This is a genomic window from Paenibacillus sp. BGI2013 (assembly GCF_002843485.1).
Lineage (GTDB): Bacteria > Bacillota > Bacilli > Paenibacillales > Paenibacillaceae > Paenibacillus > Paenibacillus amylolyticus.
This window is the reverse complement of the sequence record NZ_PJFA01000018.1, coordinates 1-22,384: the sequence shown is the minus strand read 5'-3', so window position 1 is coordinate 22,384 and position 22,384 is coordinate 1. Positions and strand designations below refer to the sequence as shown.

The window sequence follows — 22,384 nt, the reverse complement described above, 5'->3', positions numbered from 1 at the left end:
GTTAAAACCTCCTTCTTACCTTTAATCCTGTATGCAAAAGTTTGATTTTTTCAGATAAGCTTATATGCATAGTTCTGGATAAGATTAAACGATAAGAAAAGAGGTTTTTTATTCATGGCCATTAACACACCCCTCCCAAAACAAAGGGAGCTGCCTTCCATATCTTCAGAACGCCTTCCGTGGGCTGGGCTACTTGCTTTAGCCATGGCGGGATTTATTTGCATCCTCACCGAAAGCCTGCCTGCGGGACTGCTGCCGCAAATTGCAAAAGACTTGGGGATCACAGAAGCCCTCACCGGACAATTGGTGACTCTTTATGCCATTGGATCACTTGTTGCTGCCATTCCCTTGACTGCTGCTACACGCGGATGGAGACGCCGGCCTCTTCTGCTGGTATGCATTAGTGGTTTTCTTGTCTTTAACACCGTTACCGCCTTATCTTCGGATTACATCCTGACACTTGCTGCTCGTTTCATGGCTGGAGTCTCTGCGGGTGTGTTATGGGGCATGACAGCTGGTTATGCTCGTCGAATGGTTCCGGATTCGTTAAAAGGTAAAGCCATGGCTGTGGCTATGGTCGGCACTCCGGTAGCATTAGCCCTGGGTGTCCCAATCGGTAGTTTTCTCAGTTCTTATGTCGGCTGGCGCCTCATCTTCGGGATGGTATCTCTTCTTACCGTAGCTTTAATCGTATGGGTTCTCTGGAGAATGCCGGATTTTGCCGGAGAGCCAGCTGGTGAACGTCTTCCACTGCATAAGGTGTTTTTAATTCCGGGAGTTAGGCCTATTCTGTTTGTTGTTCTGGCCTGGATGCTTGCCCATAACATCCTATATACCTATATTTCTCCCTACCTTGCCCAGACCGTATTTGCTAACAGAGTCGACTTGATTTTGCTCATTTTCGGTTTTACTTCCATTGTTGGAATTTGGTTAACCGGCATGCTCATTGACCGATTTTTAAGGAGATTGGTTATCATTAGCTTGGCATCATTCGCTCTGGCCTCTGTCGTGATGGGAATCGCTACTCATCAACCTATGATTATTATCCTTGGCATCATGATCTGGGGAATTACGTTTGGTGGGGCGGCCACGCTACTACAAACTGCCATTGCTCAAGCCGGAGGCAAAAGTACAGATGTCGCCCAATCGATGCTGGTTACAGCATGGAATCTGGCGATTGGCGGAGGAGGCATCATCGGGGGCATCCTTCTTGAGCTATTTGGAGCAGGATACCTTTCTGGGGCACTGTTTATCTTGCTCATTCCTGCGTTGCTTGTAGCTATGCGTGCTTATAAATATGGATTTCCTAAGTAAGTAAAATAACAGGAAGGCATTTTGCATGAGTTACACGCAGGAGGAAAGAGGAGTTCACTTGATGTGGACTCCTCTTCTGTTTTTCATTTTAAAGACCAGAATCTTATTCTGCCTGTGCCAACAGATTTGGTCCTTCCACTAGATTCTTATGTGCAATTGGAGAAGACATGGTGATTAAAGTCATGTAAGTACCGTACGGATCACACTTGTTCTGAAACTCCTCGAGTCCCTGAATGGTATCTGTGAGGATTTTCAGCAAGTAATTGTACTCTCCGCTTATCCGATAACATTCCACAACTTCAGGTGACGCACGACAGAAATCCAGGAAAGGATAACAATCCCGCGTACGAAAAAGAACATAGGCTGTGCTCTGCTTGCCCAATTTGGATGGGGAGATTACGGTTCGATATTCCTCGATAATTCCCTTTTCTTCCATTCGTTTGACTCGTTCAGTAACGGCGGGCTGAGATAACCCCACCAGTTTGCCGAGTTCGGTCATGGATAATCTCGCCTGATTCTCCAAGTGATACAGAATATGCTGATCTATTTCGTCCATGTGATCCACTCCTTTAAATACATAAGATATATTCAGAAATTACCTTAAGTATATTCGCCAATTCATTATAATGCCTTTAACAAACCATATAATACAAGATCAATCATTTATATAATAAAACACAGTTATCACGAGAAATCAAATACATCAGTTGGTGAGAGGAAGATAAGCATGAGAAAAAAAGACATGACGACATTGCATAATTATGTGGATGAAGCCATTGACCGCGCTCTAAGCGAAAAAAGAATCGTAGGAACAGTTGTACAAGTTGCTTTAAGAGGGGAACTGGTATACAGCCGGGCTGCTGGTTTCGCAGACAGGGAGCAAAAACGCACCATGTCGGAAAACGCTCTATTTCGACTTGCTTCCGTAACCAAACCTATTGTCTCGACAGCGGCTCTGGCATTAATCTCACAAGGAAAGCTGAGTCTGCATGATCCGGTGACACGCTGGCTTCCTGCATTCCGGCCCAAACTTGCTAATGGTCAGGACGCTTTAATATTAGTACATCAGTTGATGACACACACCGCAGGCTTGACATACCGTTTCTTCCAAAAAGATCAGGGAACCTATGAGCTTGCAGGAGTATCGGATGGAATGGATTGGTCTGAAATGAGTCTGGAGGAGAATCTGCAGAGGCTGGCTTCTGCTCCTCTTCTGTATGAGCCAGGCAACATGTGGAGATATTCCATTGCGACTGATGTACTTGGTGCCGTTATCGAAAAGGTAACTGGGATGTCACTACGAGAAGCTGTCCAAACGCTGGTTACTCATCCACTCCACATGACCGACACTGACTTTGTTGCGGTGGATTCGGAACGATTGACAGCCGCATATGCTAATGGTTCTGAAGAACCGCGTCTCCTTCATCAGGAGTTGGAGCAGATTCCTTTTATTGAGGGTACTGCTGGCTTCCGACTGTCACCCAATCGTGCGAATCGTACTTCTGCTTACTTGTCGGGCGGAGCGGGTATGGTTGGAACTACCGGAGATTTTCTTACTTTACTTGAAGCATTACGACAAGGAGGACAGCCTCTCCTTACAGAAGCCGTTGCGGCTGAGATGTCTACCAATCAAATCGGTGATCTCGTGATGCCATACTGGCCAGGAAGAGGGTTTGGCCTTGGTTTTACAGTACTTAAAGACCCTGTTGCAGCTGATACACCGGAATCCCCGGGTACGTGGCGGATGGGTGGAACCTATGGTCACTCGTGGTTCGTTGATCCACAAAAAGAACTTAGTGTCGTAGCATTCACCAATACAGCACTTGAAGGAATGTCAGGCCAGTATACTACCGATATCTGTGATGCCATCTACACAGGTATTCGTGAAGGCAAAGAGGCTGCAAGAATATAAATACGAATAACCGCCCAATATCATTGGGCGGCTTTATTTGGCAACGATGGTAAGACTACTGTCTGTTATTACTCAAATTTTTCTTTTTGAGAAGGTAGATCCCCGCAACAAGAATAAACCACACTGGCGTGACAAACAGTGCCACACGCGTATCTTCGGCCAATGCCAATACCACCAACACAAATGCCAGAAACGCCAGGATCAAGTAGTTCGAAAACGGATATAGTGGCAGTTTGAAGCGGCTGCGACTCGCCAGTTCCGGCTGAGTACGGCGGTATCTGAGATGACAGATTACCATGATGCCCCATACAAAGATGAAACACACGGTCGACACGCTCGTGATCAGCGTAAATACGCCTTCTGGCATGATATAGTTCAGCAGAATCGCGATCAAAATAACAATCGTGGAGAAAAACAGCGCGTTGGAAGGAACCTTCCTGTTATTCAATCGTGCAAACGATTCGGGTGCGTTGTGATCCTTTGCCATGGAGAACACCATACGGCTTGTACTGAAAATGGCACTGTTACACGCTGACGCTGCGGAAGTCAGTACCACGAAATTCACAATGCCGGCTGCAGCTGCAATACCCACAGCGGCAAACACTTGTACAAACGGACTTTCAGTAGGCACAATGGCGTTCCACGGGTAGATGCTCATAATAATCAGCAGTGCGCCAACATAGAAGAGCAGTACCCGGATCGGAATCTGGTTAATCGCTCTAGGAATAACCTTCTCCGGATTCTCCGTTTCCCCCGCTGTGAGTCCCACCAGTTCCATGCCTACAAAGGCGAACACCACCATCTGGAACGATATGATGAACCCATGCAGTCCATTCGGGAACCATCCCCCATGACTCCACAGATTGGTGAAACTTGCTGGACCCTGATCCGTGGTAAAACCTTTGAATATCATATATAAACCAACAACAATGAGTGCCAGAATGGCCACGACTTTAATCAGGGCAAACCAGAATTCCATCTCACCAAACAACTTGACCGTTGCCAAGTTCATGATTAGTAAAATGACTAACGCAATTAACCCTGGCATCCACTGAGGTACATTCGGAAACCAAAACTGCGTATACAAACCAACGGCCGTAATATCAGCCATGGCAATGGATATCCAGCAGAACCAATAGGTCCAGCCTGTAATAAATGCCGCCATATTTCCCAGGTAATCACGCACAAAATCGATAAAGGAATGATACTGCAAGTTGCTTAACAGCAGTTCCCCCAATGCACGCATGATCAGGAACAACACAACACCCGTAATGATGTAGGCCAGCAAGATGGATGGCCCTGTCAGCTGAATCGTTTTGCCTGCCCCGAGAAACAGACCTGTACCGATCGCACCTCCGATCGCCATCAACTGTACATGCCTGTTCTTTAATCCCCTTGTTAACGTTTCTTGCTGCATGATCAACCACCACTCTCTTTCTGCAAATGCTCTCTACGATGCAAAATATTATTACTCATCATATAATAATCTGCTCAGAATACATATCCCTCATTTATATTTTTTTTGCACAGCAAAGAGGCCACCTTTGTAAAAGGTGGCCTCTTCATATGCTCCTATTTCATGCCCCTGGCTTTTAAAACTTAAGTTGCATCCGATCCATACTATTCATCAGCCTATGTACATTCCTTTGTTATTCTCATGCCATGTCATGCTGATAATACATATCTATAGAAGTATTTTAAAATAAAAGCCAAGCATAGAGCGGCAACAACTAAAAAGGTAATCGCTAATGAACGTTCGTTTTTCCAAATTCGAATAGCATTTGCAACACTAATCATCGATAGCGCAATATAGTTAAGAACACTTGAATACGATTGGAACATGTTATAAACGATCATAATCATCCCCATGATACAGATTAACAAATACCACACTGGAATCTTCTGAAAAAGCTGCTTCATTATGATGTACTCCTTATATATTAAATTGGTCTGTGTACAAGATATTCTTCAACGGGAATGGAAATTCCTTTATTTAGGTCATAATCCCAAATAATTAATACTATTTAGATCCAGTTTTAAGTATCTTCACAGTAAAAAGGGCTCCCGATAAAGGCGCCCTCTGGTCTGTTAATCTATTCCTTTTTCTTTTCCAATCTGTTTTGAGGATATCAATTAGTGTAATTTCATTGCCCTCTTTGTCCGTGCCATTTTCAGAGAGCGCAGTGTATCAAATTTTCGATCTTAATGCATCTCCCTACAAATGCGGAAGGTTCAGAAAGCACCATCTTTTTAACGAAAAGCGCTATCTATCCAACAACTACTTTTGCTTATAAAACTCGTGGTACAGCTTCATTAACGCTCGCTTCTCAATCCTTGATACATAAGAACGTGAGATGCCCAGTTCCTTCGCAATTTCGCGTTGAGTTCGTTCCTCCCCGCCTGCCTCCAGGCCAAATCGACCGATTACAACTTCCTTCTCCCGATCATCCAGGATGTCTAGATTGCGATAAATTTTGCTTTTTTCAATCTTGAGCTGTACCCGATCTACAACATCATCAGCTTCTGTGCCAAGGATATCGATTAATGTAATTTCATTGCCTTCTTTATCCGTACCGATAGGGTCGTGCAGGGATACATCTTTGCGTGTTTTCTTCAGGGAACGCAGATGCATAAGTATCTCGTTTTCAATACATCTCGCCGCAAATGTGGCAAGCTTCGTGCCTTTGCCTTGTTGAAAACTTTCGATGGCTTTGATCAAACCAATGGTTCCGATGGAAATCAGGTCTTCCTGATCTTCACCCGTATTGTCGAACTTCTTGACGATATGCGCGACGAGGCGCAGATTGTGTTCAATGAGCAGATTGCGAGAGTGAGCATTGCCTTCAGCCATAAGGCGCAAATGTTTGGCTTCATCACCCTCAGCCAGTGGCTGGGGGAACGCATTATTTTTGACATACGAGACGAGTAACGTTAACTCTTTAATGAATAGAGCAATTGCGGTAAACAATCCGGGCACAGATGACACCTCCTGCAGTTTTACAACGATCTGGCCTGAGCACATGTGGGAACAGGGTCGATCTATTGTATGTAGGCAGAGGCCCAGAAGTGCACGTACACTTGAAAAAGGGGATGATCTTGCGAAGATTTCACAGACTCACAGAAACAATGGAGCCCACCCGCTGAAGCAGGAGAAATTCTTTTTCCACACTTTCGATAAAATACTTCTTTTCACCAAATAGGACAACATCATTCTGGGCTAATGAAACATCGCTTTTAAAATAGATTACATTGTCCGTTTCCCGGAATGCACCTTTGTAATAGAACATCCTATTTCTCTCCTTCATGTATCTACCTATGTAATTAACTACCCGCTCCATGTGGATCTGCTTCCTTCATGCTAACATATTCTCTCTCATTCATCATGTCATATTCGCACACTAACCAACATAAAGCCCCAGCCCTGTGCAGAACAGAACTGAGGCTACATATCGATATGAATTCCTGTTTCTCCTGTCGATTGCTTCAAGAAGCTAATTCAAATTAAATTATTTGAAGATTCGTTGTGAGAACTGATACAGGCCGCTGTTCCAGACAGATGGTTCATGTCCACCTACATCCAGATAAAAGGTATGCGGAATATTCATGCTGCTCAAGCCGTTTTTGAAGTTCTGGCTGACCCATAACAGACCGTCACTTGATCCACAGGAGATCCACAACAATTTGAGTTGGCTGGCTACTTGTCCCGGGTTGGAAACCAGCTGTGATACAGATTGCGTATTCGGTGCAGCCGAGAAGGCCCCTACCCAAGCGAAGGTATTCAGATTTTTCAATCCGAAGTTAAGCGATTGCCCACCACCCATGGACAGACCGGCCAACGCACGGCTATTCTTGTCTTTGTATACCGGATAATTGGCCTCGATATGAGGAATCAGATCCTTGAGCAGGTCTTGCTCAAACCGTTCAAACGCAGCCACTTTGTCCGGAGCAAAAATGTCACCGACTGGACGGTCGTCCTTCATGGCACGGCCATTCGGCATGACAACGATCATCTGGGACAGCTTGCCTTCCGAATACAGGTTGTCCAAAATGTTCTTGGGTTTCATTGCATTGACCCACTCATGCTCATCCCCGCCGATGCCGTGCAGGAGATACAAGACGTTATACTTTTTATTCGGAGAATATCCTGGCGGTGTATACACGGTCGCTTTCCGTGTATTGCCCACCGTTGTGGAGTAATAGGATATCAGATTGGTATTTCCGTGCGGAATATTGTTTCGATAGCCATCAAAACCCGGTGGTGCCGGCACCACCGGAGTATTAGCAAGCGCATTGTTTGCGTCATTGCCGGATACATTCATAGATTCATACGCTGTGTTCTGAGCACCAACCTCGCTGGAATCCGTAGCAAAAGCCATTGTTGGGGCAATCATGGCAACGATCATCGAAAGACTTAAAAGGATTGTAATACGTTTTTTCATCTCAATTTCTCCTCTCAATTTTGTCAAACTTAAGTATGCGTTTCTCGAAGTTTCACTGGATTACGCTTGATGCTGAAGTTCAACTTTTTCTAACGCGGTGAAGTAAGCTTCCTCTCAACCCAAAATTGAAAGCCCTTACAATAAACAGGTTAGATCACCTCCCTTCCCTTCAGAAAACACTGAAACATGTAGATTTCACTCTGTTTTCCCGACATAGAATTACTTATATAGTATATTTAAACTTATTTATCCATTTTTTGCAACAATATTTTCATTTCTAGCGATTCAATTCAATGGTCTTAGAGCATCAGAGTTTTTCTTCTTTCTTCTTTATTTTCGAATCATAATTTAAAATTGTAAAATACTGTTGTTAAATTGAATATTTTACCTTATTATAGCTTCCATAGGGGGTGTCTATGAACAATTTCAATAGATTCATAATATTTTTCTTCTGAGATATGCTTACGCAAAAGTTTCAACGTTTCGGCTACCAATATCTTTTGCAACTACTTTATTTTCTGGGAGGAAAATGATGATGTTCAATGTACGCTTTTCGATCAAAAAAGCATGGGCTTCATTCCTGGTTATTACATTATTGCTGCCTTTACTTGTGGGGTTATGGCCATCCAATGTCTATGCTGCATCTAACAATGAAGGAAAAATATCCATAACCGCAGATGATGAGTTCACACTTTTTATAAACGGCAGACAGACGGGAAAAGGCACCGACTGGGCCAAAGCCTATACGTTCCCTGTGCCGATTCAATCTGGCATCAATGTGATTGCAGTTCAAGCGAAGGATATAGGCCTCTATGCGGGACTGCTGGCAGACCTTAGCTACGGAGATGAGAATCTGGTTACGGATTTCAACTGGAAAGTATCTGAACGATATATCGAAGGTTGGGAGCAACCCAAATTCGATGATTCGTCATGGTCACGTGCTACTGACTTCGGACGGTATGGCAGTGATCCTTGGAAACAGATTAGTGGCATGCCTGAGGAGACCAGTGCACGCTGGATCTGGGCAGGCAAGACCAATGTGAATGCTCCAGTTTCAGAAGCATATTTTCGAATCTCATTTAACGTCTCCGAAGATGGACTGGCTATTAGCAACCCCATTTCTTCTTCAGGTCAATTCGAGCAAGTCGATTATCAGTTAAAACCAACCCAACCCATGCCTGCTTCCATGGTGAAGAGACTTCCCGTGGTAAATGCCGTCTTTGAAACGGTGGAAGAGAAAGGTTCTATAGAACTTAGCACCCAAGAGGCTGCCCAGATCGGTAATAACCTAGCTCCTGGTCAGATCTTTCTCGATCAGTCCTCTGCCCGGGCTATCAAAGTTACAAGCGTCAATAGAAGCTCTGGTGGTATGCGGGTAGATTACACCACTCCGGGTGTGGAGGAATTGTTCGATTACTATGATATTCCCGAGCAGGAGGTCTCGTTCGAAGAGCGCAATATCGTCATGCCTGATCCTGAGATGGTATTGGATAGCAAGGAATGGCTTGTTCAGGAAACCCCTTCCTTGTTAGAGACCGATATAGCTGATGATGCTGAAATGCGACAGTTCAACATCGACAACACGATTCAAAATGATTTGGATGCAAATACGGACATGGTTGCGGATGCAGAAACAATGGATATCGCTTCCACGGATATCGCACCCATGGACATGAATGATACAAATGATATGGATCTGAATGAAATAAACTCCACGGAATTAACTGATATTAATTCAACGGATCTGAATGATGTGATTCGTGCTGCTGGAGCAGGTGATTTTGCCAATTGCAAAAAATCCGGCAATGAGTTTGTCTGTGATTTCAAGAAGGTACTTGTAAATCAACAAAATGCAAACGGTAACAAAGTGTTCGTTGAAGCAGGTGGCAAGCTCACCTTGATTGCACCCAAAGTTACGGGGAAATACGGATTTTGGGGAAAATATGATCTGAAATTTACTGCTGGTGAGAAAGCCAACATCTATATTAAAGGTGATGCCAAGTTCAAAAAAGAAGTCAAAGTTCCAATCATGGGCTTCAACATTGGTGCTGGCAATCTCGGAGCCGTATCTGTCGGCGTTTTTCTGGTCATTGGTATTGACGGCAACGTCACCTTTGAATTTCAGGTCGATCAGGGATACACGGTTACCGCGGGAGTCAAAGGGAAAACACGTGTCTTTATTCCCGTGAAGATCCAGCCTTACAGCAGTGTGAACAGATATCTTACGGTAACCCATAAAATTGAAGGACAGATCACTGCTTGGGCAGGAGCCAAAGCGGAAGTCGGTCTGAAAATTGTCGGCAAAAAAATACTTGAGGTAAGTGTTTTTGCCGGCATTGAAGGCACAGGGAAATGGACAAGCAGCAATAATGTGCCCAGTACCATGTCTCTAAAGATTGATGCTCTCGTCAAAGGAGAAGGAGCTGTATTTAATAAGTCCTTCAAACTCTTCGAGTTGCGCTGGAATTTGGTGAATCTGGTGAAAACCCCTACCAATCCGGGAACCGGACAGAACCTGGCACGAAATGCTGCCATAACGGTAACTTCCACCTATCCCGGGTATTCAGCAGCCCGAATCAATGACGGGGATCGTAACACGGCCTTGGGGGAAAGTTATAGCTGGGCCAATAACCGTAATTCCTCACTTCCCCAATATGTCGTCATTGATTTGCCGGCATCGAGTTCAATCCAGCGAATTGATCTGTATACCACACAGGGATACCCGCTTGCCAATTATGATCTGCAATACTGGAATGGCTCAAATTGGGTGAATCTTGTACAGATTACAGGCAATCAAGAGTTAACGCGTTCACACACATTTTCAGCAGTCAGTACCTCCAAGATCCGTGTCGTAGCGAGTAAAGGTCCTTCGCATCAGCCAACCTATGTGCGAATCAATGAGCTTGAAATCTATTAAAACATCATGCCCAAAAAGCCTCAGCCCCTGGTTACACAGGATGGCTGAGGCTTTCTTGACATCTGTTTAGTGTACGGATACTGGATTAACTACCTCTGCACCCTCGGGTGAAGCCAGTCTGTCTTTCATCAACAGACTGATGAACAAACCCAACAAACCCAGTGCAGCAATTACTGCGGCATACAAAGGCACTGAGATAAGTCCTGTATGCGTAATTGCATACCCACCCATATAGGCACCAGCGGCATTTCCCAGGTTAAATGCCGAATGACTTGAGGTTGTCGCCAGTAGCGGCGCTTCGCGGGTCATATTCATAATCCGAATCTGAAGTCCCGGCATAATACCAAACGCGGCTACACCCCAGAAGAATATGGTGATTACCGCGAGATAAGGATTCTCTAGTGTAATCGTAAGTGCAGCTAACAGAACAGCTAAGATCCCAAAGTTGACGATTAACGAAGGCATCAGCTTCCAGTCTGCCAGACGGCCGCCAACCAAATTGCCCAAGGTTACACCGAAGCCAAACAACACCAGAATCCAGGTCACACTTTGCTCTGCAAAGCCGCTGATATCCACAAGCATCGGCGTAATATAGGTGAAGACTGTAAACAAACTTCCGCACCCCAACGCCCCAATAAGCAGAACCAGCAACACTTGTGGACGAACCAGATTCCGAAATTGCTGTCCGAGGTTCGCTGGTGCTCCTTGCGGGAGGATGGGAATGAAACGAATGATACCAATCAAAGAAACGATGCCCAAGATCGTAATCGCCCCGAAAGATGACCGCCATCCGAGCTGTTGCCCGATAAATGTACCAAACGGAACGCCAATAATGTTGGCAATCGTTAGCCCTGCGAGAACAACCGATACCGCTCCTGCCCTTCTCTCGGGCGCAACAAGCCGCGTCGCCATGATTGAACCTACACCAAGGAACGTACCATGAGCAAATGCCGTTAAGATCCGTGCTGAGATTAGCAACCCGTAAGTAGGAGCAATGACAGACAATGCGTTCCCGATAATGAAAATGCACATCAGCAGCACCAGCAGTTTTTTCTGCGGAATCTTGTGTGTAAATACGGTCAATATCGGCGCACCTACCGCTACACCAAGCGCATATCCCGTAATGAGTTGCCCAGCCTGCGGAATGCTTACATTCAGGTCTGTTGCCACATTGGGCAGCAGACCCATAATAATAAATTCAGTCATACCAATCGCAAAAGCTCCTATCGTCAGACATAACAGGGATAATGGAAACGCCCCTCGTTTACCTGACGGTGAAACCTGTGGTTGTACTGTGTGTCCAGTCGTGCTCATAGATGTTCTCTTCTCCTGTCTCTTAATCAACGATTTTCTGTCGCCTTCAACCACAAGGCATCGGTTAGTTGTTCGAACGCTCCACGCATAGCCAGCTTGTCCCGCCAGTGTGCCGGAATACCACTCAATCCATAATAAGCACCTGCGATCTGCCCATACACCGCACCTGTAGTGTCCGCATCATCACCCAGATTAACAGCTAACAACGCGCCTTCTTCAAAGCTTGATGACTTATGAAACGCCCATAGTGCTGCTTCAAGTGAACGAACCACATAACCACTGCCCTTAATTTCCGGCGGTTCTTTGCTCTGATAGGAACCCATAACAACCTCTTCAATAGCAGGCGAAAAAGTAGGTTCTTCCCTCCACTGTCTGCATGTCTCCGGCATCAGCATGACGCTCTTGTCCGCTCCGCGCAGACCGGCAACAATTATGGCGGCCAGCACTTCACATGCTTCCACGCTTTCCGTTGCAGCATGTGTTGTCCGGGAGCTCAGCCCAGCATAGTGGACCGCCTCGTTTGGTTGATTAGCGTAAGCCATCACGACAGGTGCAAGCCTCATGATAGAACCATTGCCCGCCGTCATCGGGTCGGTTGATCCGCTGTAAGCTTCTCCAGTTATCTCAAACCTCTCCAAGGCACTTCGCGTGGCCCCGCCGATATCAAAGCAATCGCCTGTGCTGCTCATATACCCGACCTTGTACCAATTGGTGTATCTGCGCATCTGATCCGCAGGATCAAAGTCTGCCTTACGTACCAGACTTTCTGCCAGACACAGAGCCATGGATGTATCATCTGTCCACTGCCCTGCCTCCAGCCCGAATACGCCGCCACCCACGATATCCGTTACGGGTTCAAATGCGCCCGGGCTACTGAATTCCACGGTAGTTCCCAACGCATCACCCGCTGCAAGCCCGATGAAGCAGCCATTGAAACGGTCCTTTTGCAGCATGTTTGTCTTCCTCCCTTACTCCATATACTTTTACAATCTTTCTTCCATTCTCCCACAGGGCCTGATCTGGCGTAAAGCTAATAAAATCCAATAAATTAAGCTCCATTTCTTCTATTATAAAAGTGTCGAAAGCTGTAGAACGGCCAGAATAGCAAATTTTCATAAAAAAAGTTTTATTTTTTTGAGCTGTAAAAACAGTTTATTCAGTACACCGCTTACATGCAAAAGGGTTAACGGTTTGCAACGTTCATCATTTTCTGAAAACAAATCATACATGTGAAAATTTTCAATGTAAACAATCATGACGCGCTTGACCCTTCGGTTTGTCCTATGTTACGGTTTTATTAGCTTCAAACGCATATTTTTTCCCAAATTAATATTAGTTTTCGGTGTATTGCGTCAACTAATATCCCGCAGGTTAATGAATACAGGGAATGAATTTGCAGAAAATTTTCACTTTTTATCCCCAAACTAATTCTGAAACAGGAGGAACAAATTTATGATTAAGGCACTGGTGTTTGATTTCGACGGAACGATTATTGATACAGAGACAGCATGGTATATTGCTTTTCGTGATGCTTACAAGGAACACGGCGTAGATTTAACCCTGGAGATGTATTCACAATGCATCGGTACCAGTCTGAAAACATTTAATCCATATGAGTACCTCATCACAGATTTGAATCTTCCCATCGATCGGAAAGAGTTCAGGGAATCCGTTCAGTTGCAGCACGCTGCATTGATGAACAAAGAAAAGGTGCGTCCTGGTATTCAGGAATATCTTGAACAAGCACGTCAAGCCGGACTGAAACTCGCTGTAGCATCCAGCTCCAAACGGGAGTGGGTTGAACAACATCTGGAACAACTGAAACTGAAAGATTATTTTGAAGTCATTCGTACGGCAGATGATGTTGCAAATGTGAAGCCTGACCCGGAACTCTATACTCAAGCACTTGAAGCCCTTGGAGTAACTGCAGACGAAGCCGTAGCGATTGAGGATTCACCTAACGGCGCGCGTGCAGCTGCTGCGGCTGGTATGCACTGCGTAGTCATATCGAATACCATCACAGGAACACTGGAATTCGATATGCCTCACCAACGGCTGTCTTGCTTGACTGACCTTACATTTAACGATTTGATTTCGAAGCCACTCGTCACTACCGTCTAAGGTCTGCACGAATTTCGCGATTTAATCCTTAAAGGGGGAGTTCACACATGAAAGCTGTACATTTTGGTGCGGGCAATATAGGCCGCGGTTTTATCGGTCATATGTTGTCCGCTTCCGACTACGAAGTCTGCTTTGTCGCACGTAACCCGAAGAAAATCTCCATGCTTCAAGAGAGACAGGAATATCCGATTACACTTGCCAATAGAGATCAGGACACTACGATTGTCAACAACGTGACGGCTATCAATGTGAATGAGCAGAATCTGGTTGCTGAAGAGATCGCTTCAGCCGATGTGATCACAACCGCGGTGGGTGTATCTGCACTCGGAGATATCGCCGAACCGATCGCCAAAGGTATTCAACTTCGCATGAAAAACAATAATCAGGCTCCACTGCATATTATCGCTTGCGAAAATGCCATCGGTGGTAGCACCAGGTTGAAGAAACGCATCTATCCATTTCTGGATGAACAAACTCGCAAAAAAGCCGAACGTTATGTTTCTTTCCCCAACGCAGCTGTGGACCGGATTGTTCCGGCTCAAAACCACAAAGACCCGCTGCAGGTCACTGTTGAACCTTTTTACGAATGGGTCGTTCATCGTCCAGCACTTCTGGATGGTTTTAAGAAAATAGATGGCGTCCACTATGTGGATTCGCTTGAACCTTACATTGAACGTAAAATGTTTACGGTAAATACAGGCCATTGTGTCGCTGCATACTTCGGCTATCTCGAAGGATTCAAGACGATCCGCCAGGTGATGAGTAATTCCACCCTGCGGGCCAAAGTGCGCCATGTTATGGAAGAGACCGGTCAGATGCTCATCCAGAAGCACGGATTCAACGCTCAGAAGCATAACAAATATATCGACACCATACTGGAACGTTTCGCCAATCCCAACCTGACGGATCAGGTTACCCGGGTCGGACGTTCCCCCCTTCGCAAGCTTTCACCTCATGATCGGCTTGTTCGCCCAGCGATGCAAGCCAGTGAATTCGGAATTGAAATTCCTCATTTAACTTCTGCTATGGCGGCCGCAATGCTGTTTAATGACAAGCGCGACGAGGAAGCCATGAAACTACAACACATGATTCGCGAAGATGGCGTCTCCGCCTTCATCCGTGAGCGCATGGGAATTCCCGACGAACATCCCGTTCATCAGAATGTAATCGCCCGTTATCAGGAACTCAGAGGGCGCAAGGAATCGACCATACTAACCTGAGTAACGGATCAGGGCATGGGTTCGATCCTGCAAATGGGTTCGATCCTGCAAACTGAATAGAAGCACGGCCAAGAAGCCGGGAGGAACCTATGCAGCAGCATCGCTCCTTCCGGCTATTGGTCTATGCACGGCGTGGCACGGCACGGTACATCTATCTATATTGTAGTAACGTTAATAAAACAGCGCATCTCCTCTCTCAAGGAAACACGCTGTTTAGGGAATCTTTTTAATTTAATTTTCTACTCATTCATAATGGAATTGAGGGATGCATATGCCATGGGCAGGAAACCTTCCGAAGGCTCACCAACAGGTGCTTGGATGTGGAAAATGTAACCATTTCCGTCCAGTTCTTTGACAATAAAGTACTCTGTTTTCTTATCATTCTGGGACATCATGTATAATCTTGCATCCTTCATCGGGCCGTTGCTGAGTTGTTCAGCTGTTAACTGCTTCACTTCTCCGGTCTCGGACAACTCTTCCTTGGCATCCATCTTCAGCGCATCCAGATTGTAATTCGCCGGCAGCTTCTCAATCTCTACCTCATAATCCGGATCAATCTTCATTGTTAATTCATGGTCTTCGGCGTCAAAAGCCATCGGTTCAAACACATAAAGTGAATAACCTTTCGCTTGTGCCAATGTCACTGGACGTTTCTCGGTCATTCCTTCTACCGTCACTTCCAGCTCTGATGTCTTCGGACGATCGGACGTTACTGTACCGCCTGCATTGGAACCGTTATTTTCATCACTAGATTCAATCTTTGCAATCTCTGTAAGTACCAACTGTTTCGTTGTTGCATCAATCGTTTTCTCTACATATTTGAAACGAACGGAATCTTCGTCATCGATATCATCCAGAGACTTCTGCAGATCTTCGCTCACCTGGAATGACATCGGCTTCTCATTCACTCGAATCTCAACGGTATGCGGATCAGCCCATCCAGTCAGAATACCTTCTGCTTCAATTGCAGCACTTTCATTTGGTTGTTGCTCCGGTGCTGGTGACTGTTCTTCCGTATTATTCACTGTTGGCTGTGCAGCAGGATTACTGTTCCCACATGCCACAAGCGAGAATCCCATAATTAAAACCAGGAGTGATGCACTGACTTTCATTGTATTTCCTTTTCGCATATGAACACCTCCGTTAGCTTATACGCAATGATGCTTGTCCATGTTGCTTCTCATCCATTGGCTTGGCTGTATACTAGTACTTACACGGGAGACAGGCAACTCAATCATGCAAAATATCTGAATCGTTGCTCAGATCCTCTGCTCAGCTGGCCTGATCCATCTGTACCAGTTTGGCATTGGCTCCGTTAAACGCTTTGGTCTGGAGGTTAAATTGCTTTCGGAATTCAGCAAGCTTCGCATATTCGCTATTCCGTACCCGAATGGCTCGCTTAATCTTAACCAGATTAGGTTCTGCACTTTCTCTCATCAGATCATACAACTGCTCATCGGCACTCAGACTCAACTGATACGAAGCAACAAAATTTTCCAATGCACGTGCTCTTGCTTCATATTGATCCAGCACCTTTTCAGCCTGTGCCAACGTTTCTTCTTTTTCAAATGATAGTTCTTTCAATGAACCGCGCAGGGCCACCGTCTTCTCGTTGGTCTGTTTCATGGCCTCTTCCGCCTGTTTCAACAACGTTCTTCGTTCATGAATATGATCTGCTGCCTGATCCAGCAGTGCTTCGAGATCACTGTTTTTGTTCTTGCCTTTGTCTAAAATAGACTTGTATAACTTCATATCTTCCTGCTCATGACTGGTCAGCGTCTTCAAACTCTGATCAATCTCCTGACCGCTGAGCACCAATTGGTTTATCTGATTTGCCGCAGGCTCCTGCGGATCTCCACAACCACTCACCAGCAGAATTAGCAATACACTAACTGCCGCAAGCGCCACTTTTTTACTCGTTAGCACCCAAGTCCTTCCTCTCTTGCATCATCTTGTTGTTATATTACAAGCGGGTATCTCCGCTAAAATTGGCTACCCAGTGTGCATCCGGATCGTATACTTCGAACTCGTAACCCCGATCTTCGAGTAACTTCAGAATGCGTGGTAAAGCCTGAACCGTCTGCTCCCGCTCATGCATCAGAATCACTTCCTTATCCCGATGTACACTTTTGCTCACCCGGGCCACAATCTTGTCCGGCTGACCGGGAAGATTCCAATCGAGTGAATCTGTCGTCCAGTCCCACATTTTGAAGCCGGCCGCTGCAATGTCACCTCTGAACTTTTCACCAATCTGTGGACTGCTGCCATAAGGTGCACGAATCAGATGAGGTGTAAAACCAATCAGGTCCTGCACCATCTTCTGCTCTTTCTTGAACTCTTTCACAAAGTTTGCCGAGTTGCCGCTCTTATACAGCTTTTTATAGTTATGCGTCATGCTGTGAAGTCCAGGATAACTGCCTTCTTTCAACAGCCGTTTCACCGCTTCCGGATGTTGATTCAACTGACGTCCGATCATAAAAAAGGTAGCTTTCGCCTCATGTTGCTTCAATATATCCAGCAGTTGTTCCGTATATTCAGTTGGCCCATCATCAAACGTTATGTATGCCAATTTGCGAACCTGGCCCTGAAACCGTGCCGGCTCCTCCTTCGCATCCGGAGTAACTTGTATCATGCCGAGCTTGGCCGGCTGTTCGATTACAGTAATCGGAGGCGGCGCCACAACGCTTTTGATCCAATGCGTCATGCCAAAGAATACATATGTAATACCGGTAACGAACAGTACCAAGAGCATTAGAGCTATGACTACCCTTCCATACCGGATTTTTCTTCGTTTATGTGTTTTCGTGCGACTTGTGCTAGGCGGAATACTGCCACGCTCTCCCGCTCTCTCTTGTTGAACTCTCACTGTCATGCCACTTCCTTACTTTCATTTTTTCCCGATTATTGGTATATTATCTCGTTTCATGTCTCTATATAGAAGATTAATAGAAAAATGGATCGGGAGAATGACAGAATAGTTACAAGCCCGGTTACAATCTACTTATCTCTTCATTCTCTTTATCTTTCCTGCGGTTGTCTTCTCCTGTATAATGAAGTGATTTACGCTATCAGACTTCAAGAAGGAGCTACACCCATGACAAGCTTGAACCGTGCCGGCAGATCCATCTATCTGTTATTCTTTGTCGGCATTATCGCCATTTCTTTTTCTTCGATCTTTGTACGCTGGTCTACCGCAGATGTTGCGGTCATTGCCATGTACCGTCTTTTTCTCACCAACCTGCTAATGCTGCCGTTTGTCTGGAAATACAGACATGAGATGATGCGTCTAAGCTTACGGCAGTGGGGCTTGCTGCTTGCATCCGGTGTGATGCTGGCCCTTCATTTTCTGCTCTGGATGGGTTCGCTACGGCTCACCAGTGTTGCCAGTTCCACAGTTATTCTCGCGCTGGAGCCAATACTGATTCTTGCCGGTTCGGTATGGCTGTTCAAAGCCAAAATTAACCGCATGATGATCATCGGCATGGGCATCGCCCTGCTTGGATCAATCGTCATTGGCGCAGGAGATTTCCAGTTGGCAGGTACTGCCCTGCAAGGTGATGTCCTGTCTTTACTTGGCACAATCGCAGTCGCCGTTCATATGCTGCTGGGTCAATTTTTGCGAGCGGGACTTAGTGCATTTTCGTATAACTTCTGGGTTTTCTTCGTAGCTGCTTGCACGCTGGCGGTATATAATCTGATCATGGGCCATCCGTTCGGAGGTTACGCTGCGTCAGAGTGGGGAATCTTCCTGCTGCTCGCCATTGTGCCAACGATCTTTGGACATTATCTCTTCAACTGGCTGCTTCAATATATGAATGCCACGACGGTATCCATGGGCGTACTTGGGGAACCCGTATTCTCTTCATTACTGGCCTGGATGCTGCTCGGTGAATCCCTCAGTGCATTACAGATGTCTGCCGGGGTGGTCATTATATTCGGGGTATGGATTTTCATTCGATATGGCAAAACCAAACCTCAGATTGCTTCAGCAGAAGCCTCTGTTGCGGGAAAAGGGCCTATTGAACCTACAACGGTATAACGTATTTTTTCGTAAATCATAGTAATAAACGACTCTACCACTCTCATAAGGCGGTGTATTTTGATGAAAAATATTGTATCCATGCGCTGGCTGCTCGCCAGAATGTATGAACCGGATGTAGTTATTGCAGATTGCCGATTCTTGCTCGGTCAGCCGGAGGCTGGAAGACAAGCCTATGAAGCTGGACATCTTCCAGGAGCTGTCTATCTCGATTTGGAAAAAGATCTGTCTTCTCCTGTGTCTGCGCACGGAGGACGTCACCCGCTTCCAGATCCGGCTGTTCTCGCAAGTCGTCTCTCCAAAGCTGGCATCGGCTCCAATAGTCGTATTGTTGCTTATGACGATCAAGGCGGAATGAATGCATCTCGGCTATGGTGGCTGCTTCGCTATATCGGTCATGAACAAGTGTATATCATGGACGAAGGTTTCTCCGCTTGGAAAAACGCCAAATTCCCGGTGACTACGGATGTACCGGTTCAGATCCCATCTTCCTTTGAGGTGAATGTGCAGCCAGCCATGCTAGCAAGTGTTGAGGATGTTCAGCAGTCTTCGACAAGTGGCAGTACCGTGCTAATTGACTCCCGTGATGCTCGCCGTTATGCGGGTCTGGAGGAACCGATTGATGCCAAGGCTGGGCATATTCCAGGTGCGGTGAATTATTTTTGGAAAGATGTGTTGGATTGGGATGGACGTTGGACAGATACTGGGGTGTTAGAAGAGCGTTTCAGTAAGCTGGACAAGGATGGTGCGATTATCGTGTACTGCGGTTCCGGCGTCTCGGCTTGCCCGAACGTGATTGCACTGGAAGAAGCAGGATTCTCGAATGTGAAATTGTATTCCGGAAGTTGGTCGGATTGGATCAGTTATGAGGAGAATCCGGTGGCTACAGGCGATGCGGAAGTGCACAAAGACGTATAGCAGTGTATCGATGTTGAATACATCGCCAGGTGGCTTATCTGCCCCGGCGATGTATTTTTCTATGTTCGGAGTCAACATCAATTCAACAACACAACCCAGTAAGTATTTAAAAGCACACAGAAGTAGACATCAAGTGGCAGCTTTTTTTGATTCATGATAACGGAAAAAACCGTGATGGATATCTGTCCACCACGGTTGAATAATGAAATCTATTATTACTTTTTACTTAACGATACATTAGCTGTTAACGTCTTGTCGATCGTCGTCCAGTTGACATAAGCACCTAGTATTTCATTAATAACAGCAACCGGAACTACGGTTTCGCCATTTAAAAGCTTTGGTACGTTACTATTGAACACTAGTTTATCGTTAATTGAATACACATCTGAACCAATTTGAGCACTTATATTTTTCGTACCTAATTTGATTTGCGTTGTACGCGTCTTATGATCCCATTCTACTGTGCCGCCCAATAGCTCCGAAATGGTTCGAATCGGCACGTAGAACTCATCGTTATGAACAACCGGTTTGATTAATGTACCACCTACATTCATTGCAACGTCAACATATTCAAGGAAATCGGTCTTTCGAATGAGTCCATGAACGCCTTTCGTTCGGTCCACGACCTGAGATACTTCGTAATCCGTTGCGGCCGATAGGTACGCATAAGCTACACTTCTATCCATATCAAGCTTATCGGATAAGAATTGAATCGATTCACGTACTGATTCTTTCATTGCTTCATCCAAATCAGGGTCCAATCCAATTGGAATCCAATAATCCTCTGTTTCAGCAAAAGGTTGCGTGAATTCTCCACGATGTGGCAGTGATGGGTCACCTTTCTTTAAAACCGTTAACCGAACTGTCCCCCTTAAGGAGGCTTCCAATGCAGTTAACGCTACTTCTCCATCTCCTTGAGCAAAGTGTGGATCACCAGTATAGAATAGTCCGCCTTTAACTTGAATCGGATAATAAATAGTTGCACCAACACCCAACTCATTAATATCCATATTCCCTCCTGTTTCAATAGGTGGGATAGAACTCACAACTTCACTGGTATTTGGTGCAACCCCCATAACACCTAGAAACGGGTTAATTGGGAAACGTACATTTTTGCCAGCTTTTGTTGGTAATACCCCATACCAATTGCCGTTGATTTCTTCAATAGGCGTAAATATAGATACATTATTATATAATTCCGGTTTTGTTGCGCTAGCTCCCTCTTGTGGGCCTGTATTTTCTGGAAATTCGTTAGGAAGGGCACCTTTACCATGGCGGTTAGAAATGACACCATATGGAACTCGAGTTTGCAACGAAAGGACTTCTACTTTAAGAACATCTCCTGGCTCTGCTCCCTCAACCGCTACTGGCCCAGTGATAATATGAGGTCCGTCTTTTACATAATCATGCTTAATCGCAGAAGCCGCAATTGCCTTTGCATCATCCAACACTCCATCGGGTGAGATACCGAATTTGCCGAAGTACTCCACTGGATTTCTCCCTTGATCCTCTATCATTCCCTCATGCGATACCGTATCAAATGTTACAGCACTTCCTGATGGTACAGTAAGAATCGGAGAGCTGTCTCGATTAGGCAGTGATCCCCAGCGAATGTTCTCAATCGCAGACGTTACATAATAATCACCTTCTACCTTATCGATGGTTGTTGGTTGCAGCGGCATACTAAAGCCCACTGAAGGTAGAGCAAATGTAAACATACTTATAATCCCTACTGAAACTCCAAATCTCCTAATCGTTCGGTTAATAAACATTACGCTCCCCTCTTTACTATGTAATATTTTCTAACATGAATAAACACTAACATATAAATACATTTACAACAATATTTTTCGTTAACAAAAGTAACATTAAAAAGCTAAATATCAAGAATAAACTTACAAGTATAAATGATATGTAAGTATAATTACCACAATTGAGTCATGTAAAACTTAAATACATTTAGCAAACTTAAGGATCCATCTTCAGAGATTTGAACAAACGAAATTAAGTTACAGGAAAACTATGTATGTATTTCATGTTTCTGAACCCGCCGCAGGAATACTTGGAGCTAGAATAAAAAGTGGACACCCGTTAACGGACGGAAGGATAATAAGACTAACGGAGGTGTCCACATGGGAGAACAGCGGCAACGATATAACGAAGAATTCAAAAAACAAACGGTCAAATTCA

General features: G+C 45.3%; 19 protein-coding genes. 7 read left to right on the top strand and 12 right to left on the bottom strand.

Translation table 11 applies throughout. The features are described from left to right. Positions 1 to 114 precede the first annotated feature (114 nt). Positions 115 to 1,314 carry an MFS transporter gene (locus CXK86_RS28580; protein WP_076254371.1) on the top strand — a complete coding sequence of 400 codons (1,200 nt, stop codon included), beginning with the start codon at positions 115 to 117 and terminating at the stop codon, positions 1,312 to 1,314. A gap of 103 nt (positions 1,315 to 1,417) precedes the next feature. Here the strand turns inward: CXK86_RS28580 and CXK86_RS28575 are convergent, their stop codons facing one another. After that, positions 1,418 to 1,870, bottom strand: coding sequence for an Lrp/AsnC family transcriptional regulator (locus CXK86_RS28575; RefSeq protein ID WP_017687134.1), 453 nt, complete (start codon positions 1,868 to 1,870; stop codon positions 1,418 to 1,420). A 171-nt stretch (positions 1,871 to 2,041) separates the two neighbouring features. Here CXK86_RS28575 and CXK86_RS28570 point away from each other — a divergent pair, with 171 nt between their 5' ends. Then, a complete protein-coding gene (locus CXK86_RS28570; RefSeq protein ID WP_076254369.1) occupies positions 2,042 to 3,226 on the top strand; it encodes a serine hydrolase domain-containing protein in 1,185 nt (394 codons plus the stop codon). A 55-nt stretch (positions 3,227 to 3,281) separates the two neighbouring features. On the opposite strand, the gene CXK86_RS28565 is transcribed toward CXK86_RS28570, so the two are convergent. The 5 genes from CXK86_RS28565 to CXK86_RS28545 all read right to left on the bottom strand — a co-directional run bounded on the left by CXK86_RS28565 (position 3,282) and on the right by CXK86_RS28545 (position 7,545). Continuing rightward, positions 3,282 to 4,643, bottom strand: a complete 1,362-nt coding sequence (locus tag CXK86_RS28565; protein WP_076254429.1) for an amino acid permease — start codon at positions 4,641 to 4,643, stop codon at positions 3,282 to 3,284. 248 nt (positions 4,644 to 4,891) lie between these two features. Then, positions 4,892 to 5,146, bottom strand: a complete 255-nt coding sequence (locus tag CXK86_RS28560) for a hypothetical protein (RefSeq protein WP_076254367.1) — start codon at positions 5,144 to 5,146, stop codon at positions 4,892 to 4,894. A gap of 358 nt (positions 5,147 to 5,504) precedes the next feature. Next, complete coding sequence (sigK, locus tag CXK86_RS28555) at positions 5,505 to 6,203, bottom strand: RNA polymerase sporulation sigma factor SigK (RefSeq protein WP_017687130.1); 699 nt, start codon at positions 6,201 to 6,203, stop codon at positions 5,505 to 5,507. Positions 6,204 to 6,333: 130 nt separating this feature from the next. After that, entirely contained in the window at positions 6,334 to 6,513 is a 180-nt protein-coding gene (locus tag CXK86_RS28550; RefSeq protein ID WP_036615241.1) for a hypothetical protein, read from the bottom strand. 219 nt (positions 6,514 to 6,732) lie between these two features. After that, complete coding sequence (locus CXK86_RS28545) at positions 6,733 to 7,545, bottom strand: alpha/beta hydrolase (protein WP_370511457.1); 813 nt, start codon at positions 7,543 to 7,545, stop codon at positions 6,733 to 6,735. A 655-nt stretch (positions 7,546 to 8,200) separates the two neighbouring features. Between CXK86_RS28545 and CXK86_RS28540 the strand changes: the two genes are divergently transcribed. Beyond that, the gene (locus CXK86_RS28540) at positions 8,201 to 10,582 is read left to right on the top strand and encodes a galactose-binding domain-containing protein (RefSeq protein WP_179087960.1); all 2,382 of its coding nucleotides are present in this window, start codon (positions 8,201 to 8,203) and stop codon (positions 10,580 to 10,582) included. 66 nt (positions 10,583 to 10,648) lie between these two features. Here CXK86_RS28540 and CXK86_RS28535 read toward each other — a convergent pair whose 3' ends face one another. Beyond that, positions 10,649 to 11,896, bottom strand: a complete 1,248-nt coding sequence (locus tag CXK86_RS28535) for an MFS transporter (RefSeq protein WP_076254363.1) — start codon at positions 11,894 to 11,896, stop codon at positions 10,649 to 10,651. A 26-nt stretch (positions 11,897 to 11,922) separates the two neighbouring features. Beyond that, on the bottom strand, positions 11,923 to 12,849 hold the full coding sequence (locus CXK86_RS28530; protein ID WP_076254361.1) for an ADP-ribosylglycohydrolase family protein: 927 nt from the start codon (positions 12,847 to 12,849) through the stop codon (positions 11,923 to 11,925). Positions 12,850 to 13,348: 499 nt separating this feature from the next. On the opposite strand from CXK86_RS28530, the gene CXK86_RS28525 reads away from it, so the two are divergent. Together CXK86_RS28525 and CXK86_RS28520 are read left to right on the top strand one after the other, a co-directional pair. Continuing rightward, positions 13,349 to 14,017, top strand: a complete 669-nt coding sequence (locus CXK86_RS28525; protein ID WP_101314968.1) for an HAD family hydrolase — start codon at positions 13,349 to 13,351, stop codon at positions 14,015 to 14,017. 47 nt (positions 14,018 to 14,064) lie between these two features. Beyond that, positions 14,065 to 15,237, top strand: coding sequence for a mannitol-1-phosphate 5-dehydrogenase (locus CXK86_RS28520; RefSeq protein WP_101314967.1), 1,173 nt, complete (start codon positions 14,065 to 14,067; stop codon positions 15,235 to 15,237). 239 nt (positions 15,238 to 15,476) lie between these two features. On the opposite strand, the gene CXK86_RS28515 is transcribed toward CXK86_RS28520, so the two are convergent. The 3 genes from CXK86_RS28515 to CXK86_RS28505 all read right to left on the bottom strand — a co-directional run bounded on the left by CXK86_RS28515 (position 15,477) and on the right by CXK86_RS28505 (position 18,103). After that, on the bottom strand, positions 15,477 to 16,367 hold the full coding sequence (locus CXK86_RS28515) for a hypothetical protein (RefSeq protein WP_101314966.1): 891 nt from the start codon (positions 16,365 to 16,367) through the stop codon (positions 15,477 to 15,479). A 142-nt stretch (positions 16,368 to 16,509) separates the two neighbouring features. Beyond that, on the bottom strand, positions 16,510 to 17,163 hold the full coding sequence (locus CXK86_RS28510) for a YkyA family protein (protein WP_076328158.1): 654 nt from the start codon (positions 17,161 to 17,163) through the stop codon (positions 16,510 to 16,512). 37 nt (positions 17,164 to 17,200) lie between these two features. Next, positions 17,201 to 18,103 (bottom strand): polysaccharide deacetylase family protein, encoded by a 903-nt coding sequence (locus tag CXK86_RS28505; RefSeq protein WP_244898194.1) that lies wholly within the window; start codon positions 18,101 to 18,103, stop codon positions 17,201 to 17,203. Positions 18,104 to 18,331: 228 nt separating this feature from the next. Between CXK86_RS28505 and CXK86_RS28500 the strand changes: the two genes are divergently transcribed. Beyond that, the gene (locus tag CXK86_RS28500) at positions 18,332 to 19,276 is read left to right on the top strand and encodes a DMT family transporter (protein ID WP_036668496.1); all 945 of its coding nucleotides are present in this window, start codon (positions 18,332 to 18,334) and stop codon (positions 19,274 to 19,276) included. Between the two features lie 63 nt (positions 19,277 to 19,339). Continuing rightward, positions 19,340 to 20,194, top strand: a complete 855-nt coding sequence (locus CXK86_RS28495; RefSeq protein WP_101314965.1) for a sulfurtransferase — start codon at positions 19,340 to 19,342, stop codon at positions 20,192 to 20,194. 215 nt (positions 20,195 to 20,409) lie between these two features. On the opposite strand, the gene CXK86_RS28490 is transcribed toward CXK86_RS28495, so the two are convergent. Then, complete coding sequence (locus CXK86_RS28490; protein ID WP_101314964.1) at positions 20,410 to 21,966, bottom strand: acetamidase/formamidase family protein; 1,557 nt, start codon at positions 21,964 to 21,966, stop codon at positions 20,410 to 20,412. Positions 21,967 to 22,384 lie beyond the last annotated feature (418 nt).

Bases quoted from the DNA above. Each gene is read 5' to 3' on its own strand.
- CXK86_RS28530 (WP_076254361.1), bottom strand. From the start codon at position 12,849: ATGCTGCAAAAGGACCGTTTCAATGGCTGCTTCATCGGGCTTGCAGCG.
- CXK86_RS28495 (WP_101314965.1), top strand. From the start codon at position 19,340: ATGAAAAATATTGTATCCATGCGCTGGCTGCTCGCCAGAATGTATGAA.
- CXK86_RS28490 (WP_101314964.1), bottom strand. From the start codon at position 21,966: ATGTTTATTAACCGAACGATTAGGAGATTTGGAGTTTCAGTAGGGATT.
- CXK86_RS28575 (WP_017687134.1), bottom strand. From the start codon at position 1,870: ATGGACGAAATAGATCAGCATATTCTGTATCACTTGGAGAATCAGGCG.
- CXK86_RS28545 (WP_370511457.1), bottom strand. From the start codon at position 7,545: ATGAATGTATCCGGCAATGACGCAAACAATGCGCTTGCTAATACTCCG.
- CXK86_RS28550 (WP_036615241.1), bottom strand. From the start codon at position 6,513: ATGTTCTATTACAAAGGTGCATTCCGGGAAACGGACAATGTAATCTAT.
- CXK86_RS28535 (WP_076254363.1), bottom strand. From the start codon at position 11,896: ATGAGCACGACTGGACACACAGTACAACCACAGGTTTCACCGTCAGGT.
- CXK86_RS28580 (WP_076254371.1), top strand. From the start codon at position 115: ATGGCCATTAACACACCCCTCCCAAAACAAAGGGAGCTGCCTTCCATA.
- CXK86_RS28560 (WP_076254367.1), bottom strand. From the start codon at position 5,146: ATGAAGCAGCTTTTTCAGAAGATTCCAGTGTGGTATTTGTTAATCTGT.
- CXK86_RS28520 (WP_101314967.1), top strand. From the start codon at position 14,065: ATGAAAGCTGTACATTTTGGTGCGGGCAATATAGGCCGCGGTTTTATC.
- CXK86_RS28565 (WP_076254429.1), bottom strand. From the start codon at position 4,643: ATGCAGCAAGAAACGTTAACAAGGGGATTAAAGAACAGGCATGTACAG.
- CXK86_RS28570 (WP_076254369.1), top strand. From the start codon at position 2,042: ATGAGAAAAAAAGACATGACGACATTGCATAATTATGTGGATGAAGCC.
- CXK86_RS28515 (WP_101314966.1), bottom strand. From the start codon at position 16,367: ATGCGAAAAGGAAATACAATGAAAGTCAGTGCATCACTCCTGGTTTTA.
- CXK86_RS28525 (WP_101314968.1), top strand. From the start codon at position 13,349: ATGATTAAGGCACTGGTGTTTGATTTCGACGGAACGATTATTGATACA.
- CXK86_RS28500 (WP_036668496.1), top strand. From the start codon at position 18,332: ATGACAAGCTTGAACCGTGCCGGCAGATCCATCTATCTGTTATTCTTT.
- CXK86_RS28540 (WP_179087960.1), top strand. From the start codon at position 8,201: ATGTTCAATGTACGCTTTTCGATCAAAAAAGCATGGGCTTCATTCCTG.